At 70.9% G+C, this 17,606-nt stretch carries 19 protein-coding genes and 3 tRNA genes; 18 read left to right on the top strand and 4 right to left on the bottom strand.

The genetic code is table 11. The features are described 5' to 3' along the window. The first annotated feature begins 504 nt into the window (after positions 1–504). The 5 genes from ABTW95_RS16250 to ABTW95_RS16230 all read left to right on the top strand — a co-directional run bounded on the left by ABTW95_RS16250 (position 505) and on the right by ABTW95_RS16230 (position 5,681). Complete coding sequence (locus ABTW95_RS16250) at positions 505–1,185, top strand: (2Fe-2S)-binding protein (protein WP_396449263.1); 681 nt, start codon at positions 505–507, stop codon at positions 1,183–1,185. Positions 1,186–1,228: 43 nt separating this feature from the next. Then, a complete protein-coding gene (locus tag ABTW95_RS16245) occupies positions 1,229–2,278 on the top strand; it encodes a 3-isopropylmalate dehydrogenase (RefSeq protein ID WP_396449262.1) in 1,050 nt (349 codons plus the stop codon). Between the two features lie 164 nt (positions 2,279–2,442). Further along, positions 2,443–3,546: a branched-chain amino acid aminotransferase gene (locus ABTW95_RS16240; RefSeq protein ID WP_396449261.1), complete on the top strand. Its 1,104-nt coding sequence runs from the start codon at positions 2,443–2,445 to the stop codon at positions 3,544–3,546. A gap of 234 nt (positions 3,547–3,780) precedes the next feature. Continuing rightward, entirely contained in the window at positions 3,781–5,358 is a 1,578-nt protein-coding gene (cimA, locus tag ABTW95_RS16235) for a citramalate synthase (protein WP_396449260.1), read from the top strand. A 38-nt stretch (positions 5,359–5,396) separates the two neighbouring features. Further along, positions 5,397–5,681 carry a GNAT family N-acetyltransferase gene (locus ABTW95_RS16230; protein ID WP_396449259.1) on the top strand — a complete coding sequence of 95 codons (285 nt, stop codon included), beginning with the start codon at positions 5,397–5,399 and terminating at the stop codon, positions 5,679–5,681. 3 nt (positions 5,682–5,684) lie between these two features. On the opposite strand, the gene ABTW95_RS16225 is transcribed toward ABTW95_RS16230, so the two are convergent. Further along, on the bottom strand, positions 5,685–7,001 hold the full coding sequence (locus ABTW95_RS16225; protein WP_500226660.1) for a Crp/Fnr family transcriptional regulator: 1,317 nt from the start codon (positions 6,999–7,001) through the stop codon (positions 5,685–5,687). A gap of 315 nt (positions 7,002–7,316) precedes the next feature. On the opposite strand from ABTW95_RS16225, the gene ABTW95_RS16220 reads away from it, so the two are divergent. After that, positions 7,317–7,595 (top strand): hypothetical protein, encoded by a 279-nt coding sequence (locus ABTW95_RS16220; protein WP_396449257.1) that lies wholly within the window; start codon positions 7,317–7,319, stop codon positions 7,593–7,595. A 196-nt stretch (positions 7,596–7,791) separates the two neighbouring features. Here the strand turns inward: ABTW95_RS16220 and ABTW95_RS16215 are convergent, their stop codons facing one another. Both ABTW95_RS16215 and ABTW95_RS16210 read right to left on the bottom strand, forming a co-directional pair. Further along, a complete protein-coding gene (locus tag ABTW95_RS16215; protein ID WP_396453228.1) occupies positions 7,792–8,412 on the bottom strand; it encodes a GNAT family N-acetyltransferase in 621 nt (206 codons plus the stop codon). A gap of 132 nt (positions 8,413–8,544) precedes the next feature. Further along, on the bottom strand, positions 8,545–9,432 hold the full coding sequence (locus ABTW95_RS16210; RefSeq protein WP_396453226.1) for a GntR family transcriptional regulator: 888 nt from the start codon (positions 9,430–9,432) through the stop codon (positions 8,545–8,547). Between the two features lie 245 nt (positions 9,433–9,677). Between ABTW95_RS16210 and ABTW95_RS16205 the strand changes: the two genes are divergently transcribed. The 12 genes from ABTW95_RS16205 (at position 9,678) to ABTW95_RS16150 (ending at position 16,784) form a co-directional block, all read left to right on the top strand. Continuing rightward, positions 9,678–9,863, top strand: coding sequence for a hypothetical protein (locus ABTW95_RS16205; RefSeq protein WP_396453224.1), 186 nt, complete (start codon positions 9,678–9,680; stop codon positions 9,861–9,863). A 47-nt stretch (positions 9,864–9,910) separates the two neighbouring features. Further along, positions 9,911–10,321 (top strand): hypothetical protein, encoded by a 411-nt coding sequence (locus ABTW95_RS16200; protein WP_396453222.1) that lies wholly within the window; start codon positions 9,911–9,913, stop codon positions 10,319–10,321. Between the two features lie 145 nt (positions 10,322–10,466). Further along, positions 10,467–10,871 (top strand): DUF6292 family protein, encoded by a 405-nt coding sequence (locus tag ABTW95_RS16195; protein ID WP_396453726.1) that lies wholly within the window; start codon positions 10,467–10,469, stop codon positions 10,869–10,871. A gap of 244 nt (positions 10,872–11,115) precedes the next feature. After that, positions 11,116–11,424 (top strand): hypothetical protein, encoded by a 309-nt coding sequence (locus ABTW95_RS16190; RefSeq protein WP_396452489.1) that lies wholly within the window; start codon positions 11,116–11,118, stop codon positions 11,422–11,424. A gap of 93 nt (positions 11,425–11,517) precedes the next feature. Further along, complete coding sequence (locus ABTW95_RS16185; RefSeq protein ID WP_500226659.1) at positions 11,518–12,678, top strand: cellulose binding domain-containing protein; 1,161 nt, start codon at positions 11,518–11,520, stop codon at positions 12,676–12,678. Positions 12,679–12,700: 22 nt separating this feature from the next. Next, positions 12,701–13,465, top strand: a complete 765-nt coding sequence (locus tag ABTW95_RS16180; RefSeq protein WP_396452492.1) for a fumarylacetoacetate hydrolase family protein — start codon at positions 12,701–12,703, stop codon at positions 13,463–13,465. Between the two features lie 3 nt (positions 13,466–13,468). Further along, positions 13,469–14,107, top strand: coding sequence for a DUF2461 domain-containing protein (locus ABTW95_RS16175; RefSeq protein WP_396452494.1), 639 nt, complete (start codon positions 13,469–13,471; stop codon positions 14,105–14,107). Positions 14,108–14,209: 102 nt separating this feature from the next. Further along, positions 14,210–14,281: transfer RNA gene (locus ABTW95_RS16170), tRNA-Gln, on the top strand. A 25-nt stretch (positions 14,282–14,306) separates the two neighbouring features. Further along, a tRNA-Glu gene (locus ABTW95_RS16165) sits at positions 14,307–14,379 on the top strand. A gap of 513 nt (positions 14,380–14,892) precedes the next feature. Then, positions 14,893–14,965, top strand: a tRNA-Glu gene (locus ABTW95_RS16160). A 117-nt stretch (positions 14,966–15,082) separates the two neighbouring features. Further along, positions 15,083–16,105, top strand: coding sequence for an NAD(P)-dependent alcohol dehydrogenase (locus tag ABTW95_RS16155; RefSeq protein WP_500226658.1), 1,023 nt, complete (start codon positions 15,083–15,085; stop codon positions 16,103–16,105). Between the two features lie 37 nt (positions 16,106–16,142). Beyond that, complete coding sequence (locus ABTW95_RS16150) at positions 16,143–16,784, top strand: phosphatase PAP2 family protein (protein WP_500226657.1); 642 nt, start codon at positions 16,143–16,145, stop codon at positions 16,782–16,784. Here the strand turns inward: ABTW95_RS16150 and ABTW95_RS16145 are convergent. Continuing rightward, complete coding sequence (locus ABTW95_RS16145) at positions 16,759–17,589, bottom strand: DUF6416 domain-containing protein (protein ID WP_500226656.1); 831 nt, start codon at positions 17,587–17,589, stop codon at positions 16,759–16,761. The two genes, ABTW95_RS16150 and ABTW95_RS16145, sit on opposite strands and share 26 nt — an antisense overlap. Between the last annotated feature and the right edge of the window lie 17 nt (positions 17,590–17,606).

Genomic DNA, 17,606 nt, shown 5'->3' with positions numbered 1-17,606 from the left:
AACCTGTCTCAAATGACGAGATTCCCGGCCACGGGTCGGGACAACCCCGCCGGACCGGGGGTAATCTCGCAGGTAGTCATGCGGCGCTTCGTGGTAATCCTTCGCTGCCGCAGCGGGGCCTGATCATCGGCAGGCCGGCACCCGCTGCGGAGGCTCTGCCTGGCCGTGAGTCCGATGTCCAGCCGGATCGCGCGAACAACGCCCGTCCGGCCGCCCTCTCGCCACAGCTCAGCGAATCTGGAGCATTCCCATGAACGAGACCTGGACCAACGCGCCCGCGGACGACGCCGAAGAGGAAGCCGCCCGCGCCCTGCAGACCGCCCTGGACCGGCGCGCCGACTAGCCGTCCGCCCCGCGATCGGGTTCTCGCAGGCCCGAACCCGCCTCCGGACGCGATCGCGACGATCGAGGTGGTCGTGCGGCCGGGCCGGCGGCTGGCGTCGTCGCGCCGGCCCGGCCGCGCTCGCCGCTCAGCGCCCTGTCGGGCATGTGACACTGAGGCTTATGCCGGTCGACGTCACCCCTGCCGAGGTCGCGGGGGTGCTGCGGGACCTCGCCCGGCTCGGGCCGTACTTCGAGATCATCACCGCGGGGCTCGACGGGCCCGAGTGGCGGCCGTTCGGCGGCGACACCACGCGGTTGCGCGCGCTGACAGGGGATTACGCAGAGCGGCTCGGGACGGGGGAGCGGCGGGTCGCGGCCTCCCTGGTGTTCCAAGGGCTCGCGGCGCGGCTGTGGTCGCCCGTCGTCGCCGCGGCGGCGGTCGGCATCGTCCCCGACGTGAGCGGGTTGCGGTGGCGGTGGGCGCCGGGCGAGCCGATCGCGCTGGGGCTCGCGGAGCCCGGTGGACGGCGGGTCGAAGGCGCCGCCGAGGCCGCCGGGCTCGTGCACCCCATGGTGGTGGACGGGCATCTCCGGCCCCTGCAAGAGACCATGGCCGGCTTCGTGAACCTCGCGGACGGTCTCGTCTGGGGCAACGCGGCCTCCGCGCTGGCCGGCAGCCTGAACGTGGGGCCGGCCGACCCCGCGCGGGCCGCGCTGGTGCGGGCGCTGCTGGCGCGGGAGCCGCTGGCCGGGACGGGGGAGTTCGGGCCGGACGGGTTCGTCCGGAAGAGCTGCTGCCTGTACTACCGGGTGCCCGGAGGCGGGATGTGCGGGGATTGCGGACTCTTGCCCGGATCGTGAGACGAGAGCCCACGCACTGAGACGTTTGCAGTAGAGTGCGCGCATGGCTTCGCGCAGCATTCGTCTGGCCGTCATCCCCGGCGACGGGATCGGCCCCGAGGTGGTCGCCGAGGGCCTCAAGGTCCTCGACGCCGTGTCCGGCGACTTCACGTTCGAGCAGACCACCTACGACCTCGGCGCCGCGCGCTGGCACCGGACGGGGGAGACGCTGCCCGACTCGGTGCTGGCCGAGCTGCGCGAGCAGGAGGTCATCCTGCTCGGCGCGGTCGGCGACCCCAGCGTGCCCAGCGGGACGCTGGAGCGCGGGCTGCTGCTGCGCGCCCGGTTCGAGCTCGACCACTACGTCAACCTGCGGCCGGTGAAGCTGTTCCCAGGCGTCGAGACGCCGCTGGCCGGCGTGACCGCCGATGACATCGACATGGTGGTCGTCCGGGAGGGGACGGAAGGGCCGTACACGGGCGTCGGGGGCGTGCTGCGCAAGGGCACGCCGCACGAGGTCGCCACGCAGGAGAGCGTGAACACCGCGTACGGGGTCGAGAGGGTCGTCCGGTACGCGTTCGAGGTCGCGGCGTCCCGCCCGCGCCGGAAGCTCACGCTGGTCCACAAGGACAACGTCCTGACGTTCGCCGGCGACCTCTACCAGCGGGTCCTCAAGCGGGTCGGCGAGGAGTACCCGCAGGTCGCCACGGACTACGTCCACGTCGACGCGGCCACCATGTTCTTCGTCAACCAGCCGCAGCGGTTCGACGTGGTCGTCACCGACAACCTGTTCGGCGACATCATCACCGACATCGGCGCCGCCATCGCGGGCGGGATCGGGCTCGCCGCGTCCGGCAACGTCAACCCCGACCGCACCGCCCCGTCGATGTTCGAGCCGGTGCACGGCAGCGCGCCCGACATCGCCGGGCAGGGCAAGGCCGACCCGACCGCCACGATCCTGTCCGTCGCGATGCTGCTCGACCACGTCGGCGAGGGCGACGCCGCCCGCCGCGTCGAGCAGGCCGTCTCGGACGACCTGGCGGAGCGCGCCGGGCTCGGCGCCCGCTCCACGTCCCAGATCGGCGACGCGATCGCCAAGCGAGTATCCGGATAGGGCACGCCGCCTGTCCGGCCGGACCGGGTGTGCCCCTCGCGGCGCGCCCGGTCTTCCGTATGCGCCGCGTGGAGGAGCAGGACTAGACGAAGTACGACAATAGGGACTAAGGAAGCCACAGCGGCGATGGGGCCGCCCGGCGATCCGCGAGAGGACGAACCGCGATGAGCGACACCCTGGAGTTCGAGATCACGCGCACCGAGCGGCCCGCGAGCGCCGACGAACGCGCGGCGATCCTGGCCGACCCCGGCTTCGGCCGGCACTTCACCGATCACATGATCACGATCAGGTACTCGGCGGAGCGCGGCTGGCACGACGCGAAACTCGAACCGTACGGGCCGATCCCGATGGACCCTGCCTCGCAGGTGTTCCACTACGCCCAGGAGCTCTTCGAGGGTCTCAAGGCCTACAAGCAGCCGGACGGGTCGATCGTCACCTTCCGCCCGTACATGAACGCGGCCCGGATGAACCGGTCGGCGAAGCGGATGGCGATGCCGGAGATCCCCGAGCAGCTGTTCGTGGACGCGATCGAACTGCTCGTCCGGACGGACAAGGACTGGGTCCCCGACGCCGAGGGCCACAGCCTCTACCTGCGCCCGTTCATGTTCGCCACGACCCGCGCCCTCGGCGTCAACAGCCCGGCGAACGAGTTCCTGTTCATGGTCATCGCGTCGCCGTCCGGGCTGTACTACCCGCGCGGCATCAAGCCGGTCACGGTCTGGCTGTCGCAGGACTACACCCGCGCGGCGCCCGGCGGCACCGGCGAGGCCAAGTTCGGCGGCAACTACGCGGCCTCGTTCGCCGGGCAGGCCGAGGCCGTCGCGCAGGGCTGCGACCAGGTCGTCTGGCTCGACGCGGTGGAGCACCGCTGGGTCGAGGAGGTCGGCTCGATGAACCTGATGTTCGTCTACGGGTCCGGCTCCCAGGCTCGGCTGCTCACGCCCGCGCTCACCGGGACGCTGCTCGCCGGCGTCACCCGCGACTCGATGCTGAAGCTGGCCCCGGACCTCGGCATCCCCGCCGAGGAGGGCAAGATCAGCATCGACGAGTGGCAGGAGGGCTGCGCGTCCGGCGAGATCACCGAGGTGTTCGGCTGCGGCACCGCCGCGATCATCAGCCCGGTCGGCCGGGTCAAGGGCCGGGACCGGGAGTGGACGATCGGGGACGGCGAGCCCGGCGAGATCTCGATGCGGCTCCGCGAGGAGCTGGTCGGCATTCAGTACGGCACCCGTTCCGACCCCTACGGCTGGGTCCACAAAATCATCTGACCTGCGGGTTCGCGAGCCCCGGCGCACCGTGCGCCGGGGCCGTCCCGTCTCAGGATCTGAGACGGATGTCCCAGGCGCGCGAAGCGTGTGGCAGACTGAGAGCATCATGCGCAACAGCCTCGTCATTATCGGCTGGCGCGCCGGCAGCTAACGGGACAACGCCGGCGCGCAGACCTCTCACGTCCGTGAGAGGTTTTTTTGTGCCCTGGCGCCACCCTCTGGGGGTTCTCACCAATGCAACGCGACGCGTTCCACGTCTACGACACCACCCTGCGCGACGGGGCGCAGCAGGAGGGGCTCAACCTCTCCGTGCCCGACAAGCTCGCGATCGCGCGGCATCTCGACGACCTCGGCGTCGGCTTCATCGAGGGAGGCTGGCCGGGCGCCAACCCCAAGGACACCGAGTTCTTCAGGCGGGCTCGAACCGAGCTCGACCTGAGGCACGCGCAGCTCACCGCGTTCGGCGCGACCCGCCGGGCCGGGGTGAAGGCGGCCGACGACCCCCAGGTCGCCGCCCTGCGCGAATCCGGCGCGTCCGTCGTGACCCTGGTCGCCAAGAGCCACGACAGGCACGTCGAGCTGGCCCTCCGCACCACCCTGGAGGAGAACCTCGCGATGATCCGCGACACGGTCTCCCACCTGCGTGCGGAGGGCCAACGGGTCTTCCTGGACGCGGAGCACTTCTTCGACGGCTACAAGGCCAACCGCGCCTACGCGCTGGAGGCCGTCCGCACCGCCGCCGAGGCGGGCGCGGACGTCGTCGCGCTCTGCGACACCAACGGCGGCATGCTGCCGGACGAGCTGGCCGAGGTCGTCCACGAGGTCGTCGGGTACGGGGTCCGGGTCGGCATCCACTGCCACGACGACTCCGGCTGCGCGGTCGCGAACACGCTCGCCGCGGTGAAGGCCGGCGCCACGCACGTGCAGGGCTGCGCGAACGGGTACGGGGAGCGCAGCGGCAACGCCAACCTGTTCACCGTCGTCGGTAACCTGCAGCTCAAGCGGGGCATGAGCCTCGTGTCGGACGCGCAGCTCGCCGAGATGACCCGGATCGCGCACGCCGTGTCGGAGGTCACCAACATCGCTCCCGGCTCGCAGCAGCCGTACGTGGGCGTGTCCGCGTTCGCGCACAAGGCGGGGCTGCACGCGTCCGCGGTCAAGGTCGACCCAGACCTGTACCAGCACATCGACCCCGCCGCCGTCGGCAACGACATGCGGATGCTGGTGTCGAGCATGGCCGGGCGCGCGTCGGTCGAGCTGAAGGGCCGCGAGCTGGGCTACGACCTGTCCGGCGAGAAGGCCAAGGCCGTCGTCGCCAGGGTCAAGGAGCTGGAGAACACCGGCTACACCTTCGAGGCCGCCGACGCCTCGTTCGAGCTGCTGCTGCGCGAGGAGCTGACCGGCGTCCGGCAGCGGCACTTCGAGGTCGAGTCGTGGCGGTCGATCGTGGAGCGCCGCCCGGACGGCTCCATGGTCAGCGAGGCGACCGTCAAGCTGCACGCCAAGGGCGAGCGGATCATCGCGACCGGCGAGGGCAACGGCCCCGTCAACGCCCTCGACAACGCGCTGCGCATCGCGCTCGGTCGGCTCTACCCGGAGCTGGCGCGGCTGGAGCTGGTCGACTACAAGGTCCGCATCCTGGAGGGGGCGCACGGCACGGACGCGCGGACACGGGTGCTGATCGAGTCCGGCGACGGCGAGCGCGAGTGGGGCACCGTCGGCGTCGAGGACAACGTCATCGCCGCGTCCTGGCAGGCCCTGGAGGAGGCCGTCACGTACTGCCTGCTCCGCGCCGGCTACGACGCGGGCTGACCGGGAATCTCTCGCGCCCGCTGGGCATTTACCCGGGCATGAGCACCGAGATCACCGACAACGCCGAGAAGAGCCGCTACGAGATCAGGGTGGACGGCGACCTGGCCGGCTTCGTCGAATACGAGCGGGAGGGCGACGCCGTCGTCCTCATCCATACGGAGGTCGACCCGGCGTTCGAGGGGAAGGGCGTGGGGAGTTCGCTGGCCCGCGGCACGCTGGACGACATCCGCGGCAAGGGCGGCTCGGTCGTCCCCGTGTGCCCGTTCATCAAGAAGTGGATCGGCAAGCACCCCGATTACCAGGATCTGGTCGCGGAGTCCTGACCGTCACACGGCGCGGAGCCGGGACGCGCCGCCCTCCAGCATCAGCCACGCCGACAGCGACGCCTCCTTCACCCTGACCCGGACCCGCGAGTAGCGGCTCGGGTCGATCAGCCCCGGGGCGGGCCTGATCACCGTGTCGTACACGAAGTCGGACGTGACGAACGCCAGGTCGGCGCCCGTCTCGGCGACGCGCCGCTTCACCGCCGGGGCGTCCACCATCCGCCGCGTCGTGATGATGGAGCCGCCGGCCACGCCCTTCGGGCCGCGCTGCACGGGACCGACGTGCAGCGCGGCCCGCAGCTGCAGCCGGGTCGCCTCGGCGGCGCGCCGGTTGTGCCGCCGCAGCGACGCCGCCAGGTGCGCGAGCATCGGGTCGACGACCTTGTCGGTCGGCGTGGTCGGCGGGACGACGACGAGCGCGCCGTCGCCGCGGTCCTCCTGGTAGAGGCGGCCGAAGTCGAGGCCGGACGCGGTGAACGCCTCGCCCATCAGGTCGTACATCGCGCCCAGGACGTACCCGCGGTCGGCGTCGGTGCGCACCGGCGAGCTGAACCGGGTGATGTCGGTGATGAGGATCGAGCAGTTGCCCCGCACGGCCTGGAAGCCGGGCTTCTCGATCTGCCGCCGGTAGACCTGCTGCTCCAGGACGCCCCGCACGCGCGGGTGCGCGTCCAGGAAGGCGCCGAAGTCGTGGGCGTCGATCCGGAGCGCCTGGACGTCGCCGTCGGCCGTCACGGTGGCGGACCGGTCCCGGATCATCAGCGCCGCACGCTCCCCGACCAGCTCCCCGGCGCCGCGGAACGCGATGATCCGCTGCTCGGGCCCCTCCCAGACCCACACCCGCGTCCACCCGGACAGGATCACCACGACCTCGCCCGCGACGCCGCCCTCCCGGCACAGCACGTCTTCCGCGCGGTACAGATGCCGGCGGGCCCGCGCGATGAAGTCGCGCCGCTCCACGGGGGTCAGCGCGTCCCAGAACGTCGGGGCCTCCCGCGAGACCACCAGGTCGGAGACCGGTGCCAGGGCGGACGGCCCGGACGGGACCGCCACCGCCACCGCCGCCGATGGCGGCCCGGACGTCTCCTGCAGCGTGTCCGCCTTCAGATACTGGACGACCGCGTTCGTCACGGCCACCGCGGGGAGCGTGAGGAAGGCCAGGACGCCGCTGATCGCGGCGGTGCCCGGACCGTCCAGCGCGTACCCCAGCACCACGGCCCCGAGCGTCACCGGGGTCATGACCTTCGCGTTCACCGGCCCCGAGCCGGCGGTGGGCGCCGCGCGCCCCCGCAGCCGCGCCGCCCAGCGGTTCAGTCTCACGGAGTCTTCCTTCCCCCGGGAGGGCCCGCAGCCTCCCGGTGTTCGTCCGTGCCCCACTCCGCATTCAAAATACATACGAAAGCCATACGAAGACTGCTGCTAGAATGGTGAACGTCTTCTTACCTGATGGCAAGGAGGAGCTGTCGGAGGTTTCCGGCGGCGAAGACGAGGGAACCTCTGTCGTGCATGCTGTACACCCGGCATGGATTTGCTGACGGAGGGCTGTATGGGCGCCTGACCGGATGAGGCTTCCGGTCAGGCGCCGGAACGCAGGGGGTGGGCCGGGCTCCGCGCCCCGGATTGGAGTGAGCGCTCATGACGGACTCTCGGGCATCCTCCGAGGCCCAGGACGCGAAGGATCCCGGCCGCCGCGCCGACACCGCCCCGACGAGCGACCGCGTCACGGTCAACCTGACCGGCAAGGCCGTCCAGGCGCTCCAGCGCCTCCAGTACCTGACCGGCTACAACAAGACCGACTGCATCAACCGCGCCCTGATCATCGCCGGCGAGATCGAAGAGATGTCCCGCGAACCGGGCGCCTTCTACTGGCGCGAAACCCCCGACAGCGACCTGATGCTCGTCCGCTTCGTCTGACCCCGCCGACCCCTGGGTCAGCGTTCGCGCAGCGCGTTGAAGAGCCCGTCCCGCGCGTCGGGCTTGCGGGAGATCACTGGAAGCGAGGCACCGCCTCTGGCAGTGCTTCCCCTGGTGCGAGCCTCCCGTCCTCGATCCGGCCTTGAAGATCCTGGGCGATCTCGACGTACTTGGGGGTTCGTGCCATGGGGGTTCCTCAGAGGTCGGCTCCTTCCTCAATGATGCGCTGAGGACGACCAGGCCGGGCGGTGGTCAGAGGCCTTTCGAACAATGCGCCCGAGGGCGTCCTGTCCTTGGTGCGGCGCGTCGCGACGTACCTGAAACCCAGGCCGCGGTAGTAGTCGTGGAGCGCGTTGTTGTCGGTCCAGACGTCGATGCGGATGAGTGCCGCGTTCCGCTGCTGGGAGGCGCCCTCGCGACCGGCCCAGTCGATCAGCTCGGCGCCCAGCCCGAGTCCCGCGTAGTCCCGGTGGACGACGAGGCGGTGCAGGTAGACGGCCTCGACCTCGCGCTCTTTCGCGGTCCAGAGCTCCTCGTGACCCATCGTCTTGATGGAGACGGTGCCGATCGCGCGCCCCCTGTCGAACAGGAGCCAGGTCTCGCCGTTGGCGAGAGCCTCGTAGACCCGCTTCTCCCGGCCTTCCGGACTGGGCCACGGCTCGGCCCACTGCGTCGTCGTCTTCTTCTTCCGCAGCCATTCGGCCGCGTGGTCGATGAGCCCCAGGACGACGTCGATCTCGTCCGGCCGGGCCAGGCGGATGGGGTAGGTGGGATGAGCGGCCCTGCTCGGTTGAAGGGCCTCGGTGTCTGTATCCACGTGCTCCTGACTCCGGAAAGATCAAGACCCCTCCTCCCGGCCGGGTGAACGGGGGCGCGAAGGCTCCCGTCCGGTCGGGAAGGGGGGCATATGGACTGGTGTGTGACGGCCGCCGTGGTCGGCGGCGGCCGGCTATCCGCTTCCGGCGTCGCCGTCCGGCGAGGACGTGGGCGGAGAGTCGTCGTTGGGGGCCAGGCCGGGCGTCCTGAGGACGGCGTCGGGGACCTTTCCGTCGTTGTAGTGCAGCCGTGTGCGGTTGGCGGGCCAGACCGTCACGGTGACCCGGAACGGGTTGCCGTCGGCCGAGTAGGCGGTCCGCACCGTTTCGAAGACGATGCCGGCCGCCGACTCGCCGAGGCTGAAGAACCGCTTCTCGTTCTCGTCCGGTACACGGGCCCTGATCTCGTCGTGGAAGCCGACCTCGCGATAGCCGAGGGCCTCGCCGAGGTAGGCCACGGCCCCCTCGGGGATGTCGCGGGGGAGGAGAAGGCGGGACGCGCCGCTGGTGGCGAACTCCAGCGGATAGAAGGAGGTCTGCAGCACCCAGGGCTTCTCGTCGAGGAAGATCTCCTGGTGGCGGGAGATGAACTCCGAGCCGCTCTTCGTCCGCAGGTACCGGGCGATGACCTTGGTGCCCTCCTGGATCTCGACCTTGACCTGCGACACCGTCGCGTTCCGGTCGGCGGGGATGGCGGCGTCGCGGTTGTACCACTCGTCCGACACGGCGCCGGGTGCGAGCCCCAGCTCGACCGCGCGCAGCGTGACGTCGACGATGTCGGGCTCGGGTACGACGAACGTCCCCTTGCCCTGTTCGGAGACGACGTATCCCTGCTGCCGGAGCCAGGCGAGCGCGTCTCGGACGGTGTTGCGGGAGGCGCGGTACTGCTGCTCCAGCTCCTTCTCGGGAGGCAGCGGCCGTCGCTCGGACGAGCCCTTCTCGCTCGCGAGATCTCCCGATTCGATGCGCCGGCGCAGGTCATCGGCGATATCACGCCAGCGGAGAGGCGTCGTGCGAGCCATCGGATCCGCTCCCTTCCGGCCTGCCCGTCCCGGTTCGTACCGACCGCCGTACCTGCGGAACATTGCACAGAACCGGACTTCTGAACAAGTTCTTCCCGTCCTATGTGTTTGCAATCCCAAAAGAGGGTACAAGCTGGATAGCAACTTGTTGGGACAAGTCCCACCAGCTGAAAACTCTGACAACACTAGCAGCAGGATGTTCTGGATGTAAGGGATATCGCGAACTCCCCGGAGGAGGTTCAACCATGACCCCGATCATGCTTTGGGTCCTCGTTCCCACGGCGCTCTTCCTGGCCACGGTCTTCTACGTCGTCAGCATCGGCTTCCGGACGAGGCACGCGGATCTCCGCAGCGAGCCGCCCGCGCCGGTGGAGACCGGCCGCTGGCCCTCGCTGGTCACCGTCCGGGGGCTGAACGGGCCGAGAACATGACCTCCGGTCGCCGCGGAGCGGACCGCTGACCTTAAGGAGAGTTCGAGGTGGAAGACCGGATGGACGCGGCGTCGAGCACGCCGGAGCAACGGATCACGCGGCACTCCGGGCGGGCCGGCCTCGGCGGACCGGCCGGGCCCGGTGCCCTGGGCGAGCCGGTCGTGGACGAGCCCGGCCCGGCGGCCGTCCCGGTGCTGCAGCTGACGCCGGTGCCGCCGGCGGCGCGGCAGCCGTGGGCCGGCGCCGAGCAGGCGGCGGTCGCCGGCGCCGCGGTCCTGGTCATCACCGCCGAACTCGGCCGGCGGGCCGGGGCGCCGGGGCGGCTGACGGCGCTCTACTCGGCGGGGGCGTGCGCCGCGGTCCTCGCTCCCTGGCTCGCCTCGTACCTCATGCCGGAGTTCGCCTCGCGGCTCGCCGCACGAGCCGTACCCCGGACCGCCCCGCCCCGGGCGGTCTGAGCCGCGAAGAGACGAGAGAGAAGGGAGTTGTGTGGCGAAGGGGGCTATTTGGCCTGCCTTCAGCCAGATTTCTCCCTTCCAAACGGGACAAACAGGATCATCTTCCCTCATACTTCGTAAAGAACTCGAAGAGAGGGATGAATCAGTGATCGACCGCCTTCGGCCCCTGCCTCACTCGGATCCCTTCGTCGATGTCATCCGCGGCTACGTCACCTGCGTCGGCGACGCGCTCCAAGCCCAGGGGGCGCCGCTCTCCAAGGTCTGGCTGGACCCGGCCAACCCGCGCGACGCGACGTTCGTGCTCGGGCTCCGGGCCCTCGTGTGGAACGAATCCGAGGGGTTCGTGCTCGGCGAGTTCGTCTCCGGGGAGCCCGGTGTGCGGACCGTGCTGCGCGATCCCGTCCGGCTCGGCGGCGGCGTGCTGCCCGAGCCCCGCTCCGTCCCGCACCTGCTGGAGCGCGGGGCGGTGGAGGCGCCGGCCGCGGTGCGGGCCGTCGACGCAGGACACGACGGGTTCGAGGACGCCCTGCTCCGCTTCCGGGCCGCCTGAAACCGGTCGTTCGAAAGAACGACGTTGTTTCCGTCGGTATCGGTACGGTTACGCAGAAATTTCGCCAAATGCGGCGAAAGCGGTGGCGGATTTCGGTTGAAGCGTCCACTATGGGGACCTGCACGGCATGCGTGGCGTTCCTGCATGCCGTCCCATCGAACCGACCTGCCGGAGTGATCCTATGCCCGTCCGACCGTGGACTCCCGAGGACCTTGGGCGTCCGACGGACGGCACCTGGGCTGACATGGCGTTCGGGCTCGGCGAGGTCTACGAGCGCGAGGGCGATCTCGACCAGGCCGCCGGCTGGTACCGCCGGGCCGCCGAGTCGGGCAGCGCCGACGCCGCGCTGCGCCTCGGCGCGCTGCTGGGGCGGATGGCCGACGCGGGGCCCGAGGGGGAGTCGGCCGAGGAACTGCTCGCCGAGGCCACCCGCTGGCTGAGCGGCGCCCTCGACGCGACCGGTCCGGACGCGATCGAGCTCATCACCGACATGCTGAACCGGCAGCTGCGGCAGGCCGCGCGGCGCGGGCTCGAGCCCGCGCCGGCCGGCTGACGCATTCCGGACACCTCCCGGTTTCGGGCTGAACCGAACCGCTTCGCCCGTCGTCGGACTCCATGAGATCGACGACAGCGGAGGGTGGACGAGTTGAGCGGCGAGGACTCCGGGTACGTGCCCCCGGACCACAAGACGACCGCCGAGTTCCGCGTTCCCGGCCGGGCCGCCGCGCCGGACGCGGGCACCGGGGCCGATTCGACCGTCGTCGACGACCTCGCGGACGCGACGGTCCAGGACTTCCCGGCCGACGACCCCGAGGACGCTCCGGAAGTCACCCTCCGCGACCTTCCGGCCGACGACCCCGAAGACGACCCGCAGGCGACCTCCCAGGACCCTCCGGACGACCCGGGCGCGACCTCCCGCGATGCGCCGGAGAAGGCGTCCGCGACCGTCACCGACATCCGGCTCGGCGAGCCCGCCCCTCCTCAGGAGGAGGAGGCGGCGTTCGCGCAGGGCGCGGTGCCGGCGCCGGCGCCCTCGCCGGTGGGAGAGACGCCGTGGACGGAGCAGTTCGGGGCCGAGTCGGCGTCCACGGACGCCGGCGCTCCGGCATTCCCGCTCGCGATGCCGTCAGGGCCGGCTCCCCAGCACGGCGCGACCGCTCCGGTGATGCCGTCCGGGGGAGCGCCGCCGAGGCGGTCCCGGCGCCCGCTGATCCTCGTGGGGGCCGTCGGCGTGGTGCTGCTCGTCGCCGCCGCGGCGGTCGTGGCGCTCCTGCTCACCAGGGGCGGTTCGGACGGCGGGAGCGCGGCGCCCCCGTCGTCGCCCCCGTCGCCGCCTGGCGCGTCGGCGCCGGCGGGAGCCGGCGGGCCGACGGGCGGACCGACCCCCGGCGGGCCCGCGCCGAGCGAGGCGCCCGCGGCGGGGCAGCCGCCCGCGCAGCAGCCGGGCGCGCCCGGCACGCCGCCGCCGGCGACCACCGCACCGATCGGCCCGCTCGTGCGGGGCAAGGGGATCACGTACCAGCTCGTCCAGCAGGACGAGGGGTACTTCGAAGGCAGGATGGTCATCACCAACCGCACCGACCGCCCCATGAAGACGTGGAAGCTGACGTTCCGCGCACCCGGCGCGGACGTCAAGAACATCTGGGGCGCGCGGCTCGTCCGCGGCGGCGAGAAGGTGGAGATCAGGAACCTCGACGGCGCCCCGGCGATCCCGCCCGGCGGCACGTGGGAGATCCAGTACGGCGCGGCCGGGCGCGCGTCCACGCCGAAGGGGTGCGAGCTGAACGGCGGGGCGTGCGGCTTCTGACGGGAGTACTAGGCTCTCGAACATGCGTATCGCCAGGTTCTCCACCGACGACGGCATGTCCTTCGGAGTGGTGGAGGAGAACACCGTCGCCGTCATCGCGGCCCACCCGTTCGGGGAGCTGACGTTCACCGGGCAGCGCCTGCCGCTCGCCGACGTCCGGCTGCTCGCGCCGATCCTGCCCAGCAAGATCATCGCGATCGGGAAGAACTACGCCGACCACGCCCGCGAGATGGGCGGCGAGCCGCCCGCCGAGCCGGTGATCTTCTCCAAGCCGTCCACCGCCGTGATCGGCCCCGGCGAGGCGATCGCCTACCCGCGGAAGCTGTCCGACCGCGTCGACTACGAGGGCGAGCTGGCCGTCGTCATCGGCCGGATGTGCCGCGAGGTGCCCGCGTCCCGCGCCGCCGAGGTCATCCTCGGCTACACCTGCGCGAACGACGTCACCGCCCGCGACCTGCAGAAGAAGGACGGGCAGTGGACGCGGGCCAAGGGCTTCGACACGTTCTGCCCCCTCGGCCCGTGGATCGAGACCGAGGCCGACCCCGCCGACCTGGCCATCTCCACGGCCGTCAACGGGGACGTCCGCCAGGACGCCCGCACCTCCCTGCTCCTGCACGACGTCCCGACCCTCGTCGAGTACGTCAGCCAGGTCATGACCCTGCTGCCCGGCGACGTCATCCTCACCGGCACCCCCGCCGGCGTCGGCCCGCTGGAGATCGGGGACGAGGTGACCGTCGACATCGAGGGCATCGGCCGCCTCACCAACCGCGTCATCGAGCGCGACTGAGCCATGGCGTTCCGCGGTTTCACCGGCGAGGCGTTCTCCTTCTACGAGGGCCTGCTGGCCGACAACAGCAAGTCCTACTGGACGGCCCGCAAGGAGACCTACGAGCGGCATGTGCGCGAACCGCTGACCGAGCTGTGCGCCGAACTCGAAGAGGAGTTCGGCGCGGTCAAGCTCTTCCGCCCGTACCGGGACGTCCGGTTCAGCAAGGACAAGTCTCCTTACAAGACGCACCAGGGCGCCCACACCGGAGAGGGCTTCTACATCCAGATCGACGCGGACGGCCTCATGGTCGCGGGCGGCATGTACGCGCCCACCCCCGACCAGCTCCGCCGCTACCGCGAGGCCGCCGGGTCCGACACCTACGGCGGCGAACTCCAGGCCATCGTGGACGACCTCCGGTCCGCCGGCATGGAGATCGCCGGCGACCGCCTCAAGACCCGCCCCCGCGGCACCGCCCCCGACCACCCGCGCCTCGACCTGCTGCGGCACCGCTCCCTCTACGCCCACACCGGCTGGCCCGCCGACCCGTGGACCGCCGATCCCGGCGAGGTCGTCACGCGGGTACGGACGTCCTGGCGGCGCCTGCGCCCCCTCGTCGACTGGGGCCGGACCCACATCGGACCGCCCGACTTCACCCGCTGACCGCCGTTCCGGCCAATCGTTTTGGCCGTTCTCGCAAGGTCCTGTATTCTCATCGAGGCGCGAGCGACCGGGCTGGAAACGGCACGGAAGCCCGTACCTCACTGGGGTATGGTGTAATCGGCAGCACGAGTGATTCTGGTTCACTTAGTCTAGGTTCGAGTCCTGGTACCCCAGCTGCGTCCGCCGCACGCGGACACACGCCCCCGTCGTCTAGTGGCCTAGGACGCCGCCCTCTCAAGGCGGTAACGGCGGTTCGAATCCGCTCGGGGGTACGTGGCGGGCTCCCCTGCTCGGTGCCCTTCGGGCACCTTCGCTCTGGCCCGCAGTGTCTTCCCAGGGGGGCGACCCCCTGGAACCCCCGATGGCGGGCTCCCCTGCTCGGTGCCTTCCGGCACCTTCGCCTTGGCCCGCAGTGTCTTTCCAGGGGGCGACCCCCTGGAACCCCCGGTGTTCGGGCTTCGCCCGAACCTTTGGCTGGGGCGTACGCGCAGAGTCTTTGGGTGCGACGTCCAAGAGACTTCACCCGCATCCAGGCGCGCACGGAGATCGTTGCAGCAGCCTTTGGGTGCAAGACCATGCCTTGATATCCGACTCGTCGGCTGTGCGCGCCAGCGGCTTTTTTCGTGGGGCCGGGCATGGACCATGTCACGCGCGGAACCATCGGCGGTCAGTGGTGCCTGGGGTGGGCTGCTCGGCGGTCGTGGGCGGGGGCGAAACTGGTTCGAGGTGGGGGTGGGAGTCCGGTAGGCTTGGCGAGGTCCGGGCGGAGATCGCTCGGATGTCCGGCCCCCGTCGTCTAGTGGCCTAGGACGCCGCCCTCTCAAGGCGGTAACGGCGGTTCGAATCCGCTCGGGGGTACACGCGGCCGCAGATCCTGGGATCTGCGGTTTTTGTTTTGCGGCCGAAGCGCCGAACAGGCCCGCCGTTCGTGGGTATGGGCTCCGTCGACGAATCCCCGTCCACGAGGAGCACCTGATGCGAGCTGTGCAGGTCGTCGGATACGGCCAGGATCTGCGGATGGCGGACGTTCCGATCCCCGGGGTGGACGGGCCGCTGGACGTCGTCGTCCGGATCGGCGGAGCCGGGGTGTGCCGGACGGATCTGCACATCCTCGAAGGGCAGTGGGCCGAGAAGTCCGGCGTCGAACTGCCCTACACGATCGGGCACGAGAACGCCGGGTGGGTCGAGGCCGTCGGGCCGGCGGTGACGAACGTCGCCGAGGGCGACAAGGTGATCCTGCATCCCCTCGTCACGTGCGGGCTGTGCCGGGCCTGCCGGTCCGGGGACGACGTCCACTGCGAGAACAGCAGGTTCCCCGGCATCGACTCCGACGGCGGGTACGCGGACTACCTGAAGACGTCCGCGCGGAGCGTCGTGAAACTCGACGAGTCGCTGGAGCCCGCGGACGTGGCGGCGTTCGCCGACGCCGGGCTCACCGCCTACCACGCGGCGGCGAAGGCGGCGCGGCGGCTGACACCGCGGGACCGGTGCGTGGTGATCGGGGCCGGCGGGCTCGGGCACATCGGCGTGCAGGTGCTCAAGGCGATCAGCCCGGCCGAGCTCATCGTCGTCGACCGCAAGGCGGACGCCGTGGAGCTGGCGTCCGAGATCGGCGCGGACCACGGAGTCGTCGCCGACGGGGAGCACGTCGGGAAGGTGCTCGACCTCACCGGTGGCGGCGCGGAGGTCGTCGTCGACTTCGTCGGCGAGGGCGGCACGACCGCGGAAGGGCTGCGGATGCTGCGGCGGGCCGGCGACTACCACGTCGTGGGGTACGGGGAGAACATCGACGTCCCCACGATCGACATCATCTCCGCGGAGATCAACATCATCGGGAACCTCGTCGGGTCCTACAACGACCTGTGCGACCTGATGGCCCTCGCCGCCCGCGGCGCGGTGACGCTGCACACGAAGAATTACGGGCTGGACGACTTCCAGTCCGCGATCGACGACCTGGACGCCGGACGGGTCCGGGGGCGCGCCATCCTCACCCCCTGACGTGTGGGGAACCCCGCGGACGGGGAATGCCGCACGCGTGCGGTGGGGGTCGAGGGGCTGGTACGCGCTGCTGTTCGCGGTCATGGTGCTGGTCACCGCCGACGTGCTGCTCGACGGCCCGCTCCGGCGGCTCGACTGGATCATCCACGAGTTCTGCGACGCGCACGTCCGGGACGGGACCCTGGCCGCCGTGCACACGATCACCAAGCTCGGTCAGCGCGGCGTCCTGGTGGCGATCATCGCGCCGCTGTCCGCCGCCGCGGCGGTCCGCCGCCGTTCGCTGCGGTACCCGGCCATGAGTCTGGCCATCGTCGTGCTGCTGTCGCTGCTGCAGTCCGGGTTGAAGGCAGCCGTACCCCGGCGGTTTCCCGCCGGCGGGACCGACACGCTGTTCACCTACGGGACGGCCTATCCGTCGGGGCACACGCTCAACGCGTTCGTCCTGGACTGGGTGATCCTCGAACTGCTGGTCGTCGCACTGCCCGAGGTCCGGTGCCGCCTGCCGCAGCGCCGGCGGCGCGACATCGCCCTCGTCACCGGGACCGCCGCCGCCGTCGCCTTGACGGTGGCGGACGAGCATTGGCTCACCGACGTGCTGTTCAGTCTCGCCCTGGGGCCCGTCCTGCTCGCCGGACTCATCGCCGCGGCGCCGTTCAATCGTGGGGACGTACCTCGCTGAGGGGTCCGTGCGTCCACTTCTGCCACGAGTACTCGTCGTCGACGAGGGCCAGCGTGAACCAGCCGCCGCCGAGGCAGTACGGCCCGCCGCGGAGGGTCCCGGTGAGCTCGCGCCACACGTCGTAGTCCTCGTGCTTGAGCAGCCGGCAGGCGTCGGTGACGACGATGCATTGCCGCAGCGAGGCCGGGCGCTCGCCGAGATGCTCAAGGAACTCCGTCCAGCCCCGGGCGGCCGGGTAGGGGAGCTGCAGAGCGGCGACGAACTGCTGGACGGCCTTGAGCGCGGTCGTGCATGCGGAGCCCAGCACCATTCGCACGTCCGCACCGTCGAGTACGTCGTCCAGGCGCTGGACGAGCGGCCCCACCTCTTCGGCGGACGCGGTCAATGCGACCAGTTCGCCGCAAGATTCCATGACATGGGCGGCCTTCAGCGCGATATCGAAAATGCGGGCGGTCTCCGGCTTGACACCGTATGAGGCGCCGCCGTCCCCCTCCCACCACGAGAAGGGATAGCGGCGGCCCGCCGCCTTGTTCCCCTCGCCCATGCTCGTGAGGGAGCCGGCCATCACGTTCGCCGGATTCTTCGTCCCTTCCGGATCGAGGCGGAGTTCCTTCACCAGTTCCGTGTGATGGATTTCGCGGCCCGGGTGCCGGATGAGGTAGCGCAGGATGTCGCGGCCCTTGCCGTCCAGCGCCTCCCAATAGCGAAGCGCCCGGTCCTCATCGCCCGGCACCCATTCGGGGTCGTAGTGGCCTGAACCGCCGCTGCGCTGCCGCCACCGCGGATCGTCGTCGCTGAGGTACATGAACGGGAATCTCCTTG

It is taken from the genome of Spirillospora sp. NPDC127506, from assembly GCF_040302145.1.
Taxonomy (GTDB): domain Bacteria; phylum Actinomycetota; class Actinomycetes; order Streptosporangiales; family Streptosporangiaceae; genus Spirillospora.
The sequence above is the reverse complement of the archived record's forward strand: the minus strand, read 5'-3'. Positions and strand labels throughout refer to the sequence as shown.

Bases quoted from the DNA above. Each gene is read 5' to 3' on its own strand.
- ABTW95_RS16250 (WP_396449263.1), top strand. From the start codon at position 505: ATGCCGGTCGACGTCACCCCTGCCGAGGTCGCGGGGGTGCTGCGGGAC.
- ABTW95_RS16190 (WP_396452489.1), top strand. From the start codon at position 11,116: ATGGCGTTCGGGCTCGGCGAGGTCTACGAGCGCGAGGGCGATCTCGAC.
- ABTW95_RS16205 (WP_396453224.1), top strand. From the start codon at position 9,678: ATGACCCCGATCATGCTTTGGGTCCTCGTTCCCACGGCGCTCTTCCTG.
- ABTW95_RS16210 (WP_396453226.1), bottom strand. From the start codon at position 9,432: ATGGCTCGCACGACGCCTCTCCGCTGGCGTGATATCGCCGATGACCTG.
- ABTW95_RS16180 (WP_396452492.1), top strand. From the start codon at position 12,701: ATGCGTATCGCCAGGTTCTCCACCGACGACGGCATGTCCTTCGGAGTG.
- ABTW95_RS16175 (WP_396452494.1), top strand. From the start codon at position 13,469: ATGGCGTTCCGCGGTTTCACCGGCGAGGCGTTCTCCTTCTACGAGGGC.
- cimA (WP_396449260.1), top strand. From the start codon at position 3,781: ATGCAACGCGACGCGTTCCACGTCTACGACACCACCCTGCGCGACGGG.
- ABTW95_RS16155 (WP_500226658.1), top strand. From the start codon at position 15,083: ATGCGAGCTGTGCAGGTCGTCGGATACGGCCAGGATCTGCGGATGGCG.
- ABTW95_RS16145 (WP_500226656.1), bottom strand. From the start codon at position 17,589: ATGTACCTCAGCGACGACGATCCGCGGTGGCGGCAGCGCAGCGGCGGT.
- ABTW95_RS16220 (WP_396449257.1), top strand. From the start codon at position 7,317: ATGACGGACTCTCGGGCATCCTCCGAGGCCCAGGACGCGAAGGATCCC.
- ABTW95_RS16245 (WP_396449262.1), top strand. From the start codon at position 1,229: ATGGCTTCGCGCAGCATTCGTCTGGCCGTCATCCCCGGCGACGGGATC.
- ABTW95_RS16230 (WP_396449259.1), top strand. From the start codon at position 5,397: ATGAGCACCGAGATCACCGACAACGCCGAGAAGAGCCGCTACGAGATC.
- ABTW95_RS16240 (WP_396449261.1), top strand. From the start codon at position 2,443: ATGAGCGACACCCTGGAGTTCGAGATCACGCGCACCGAGCGGCCCGCG.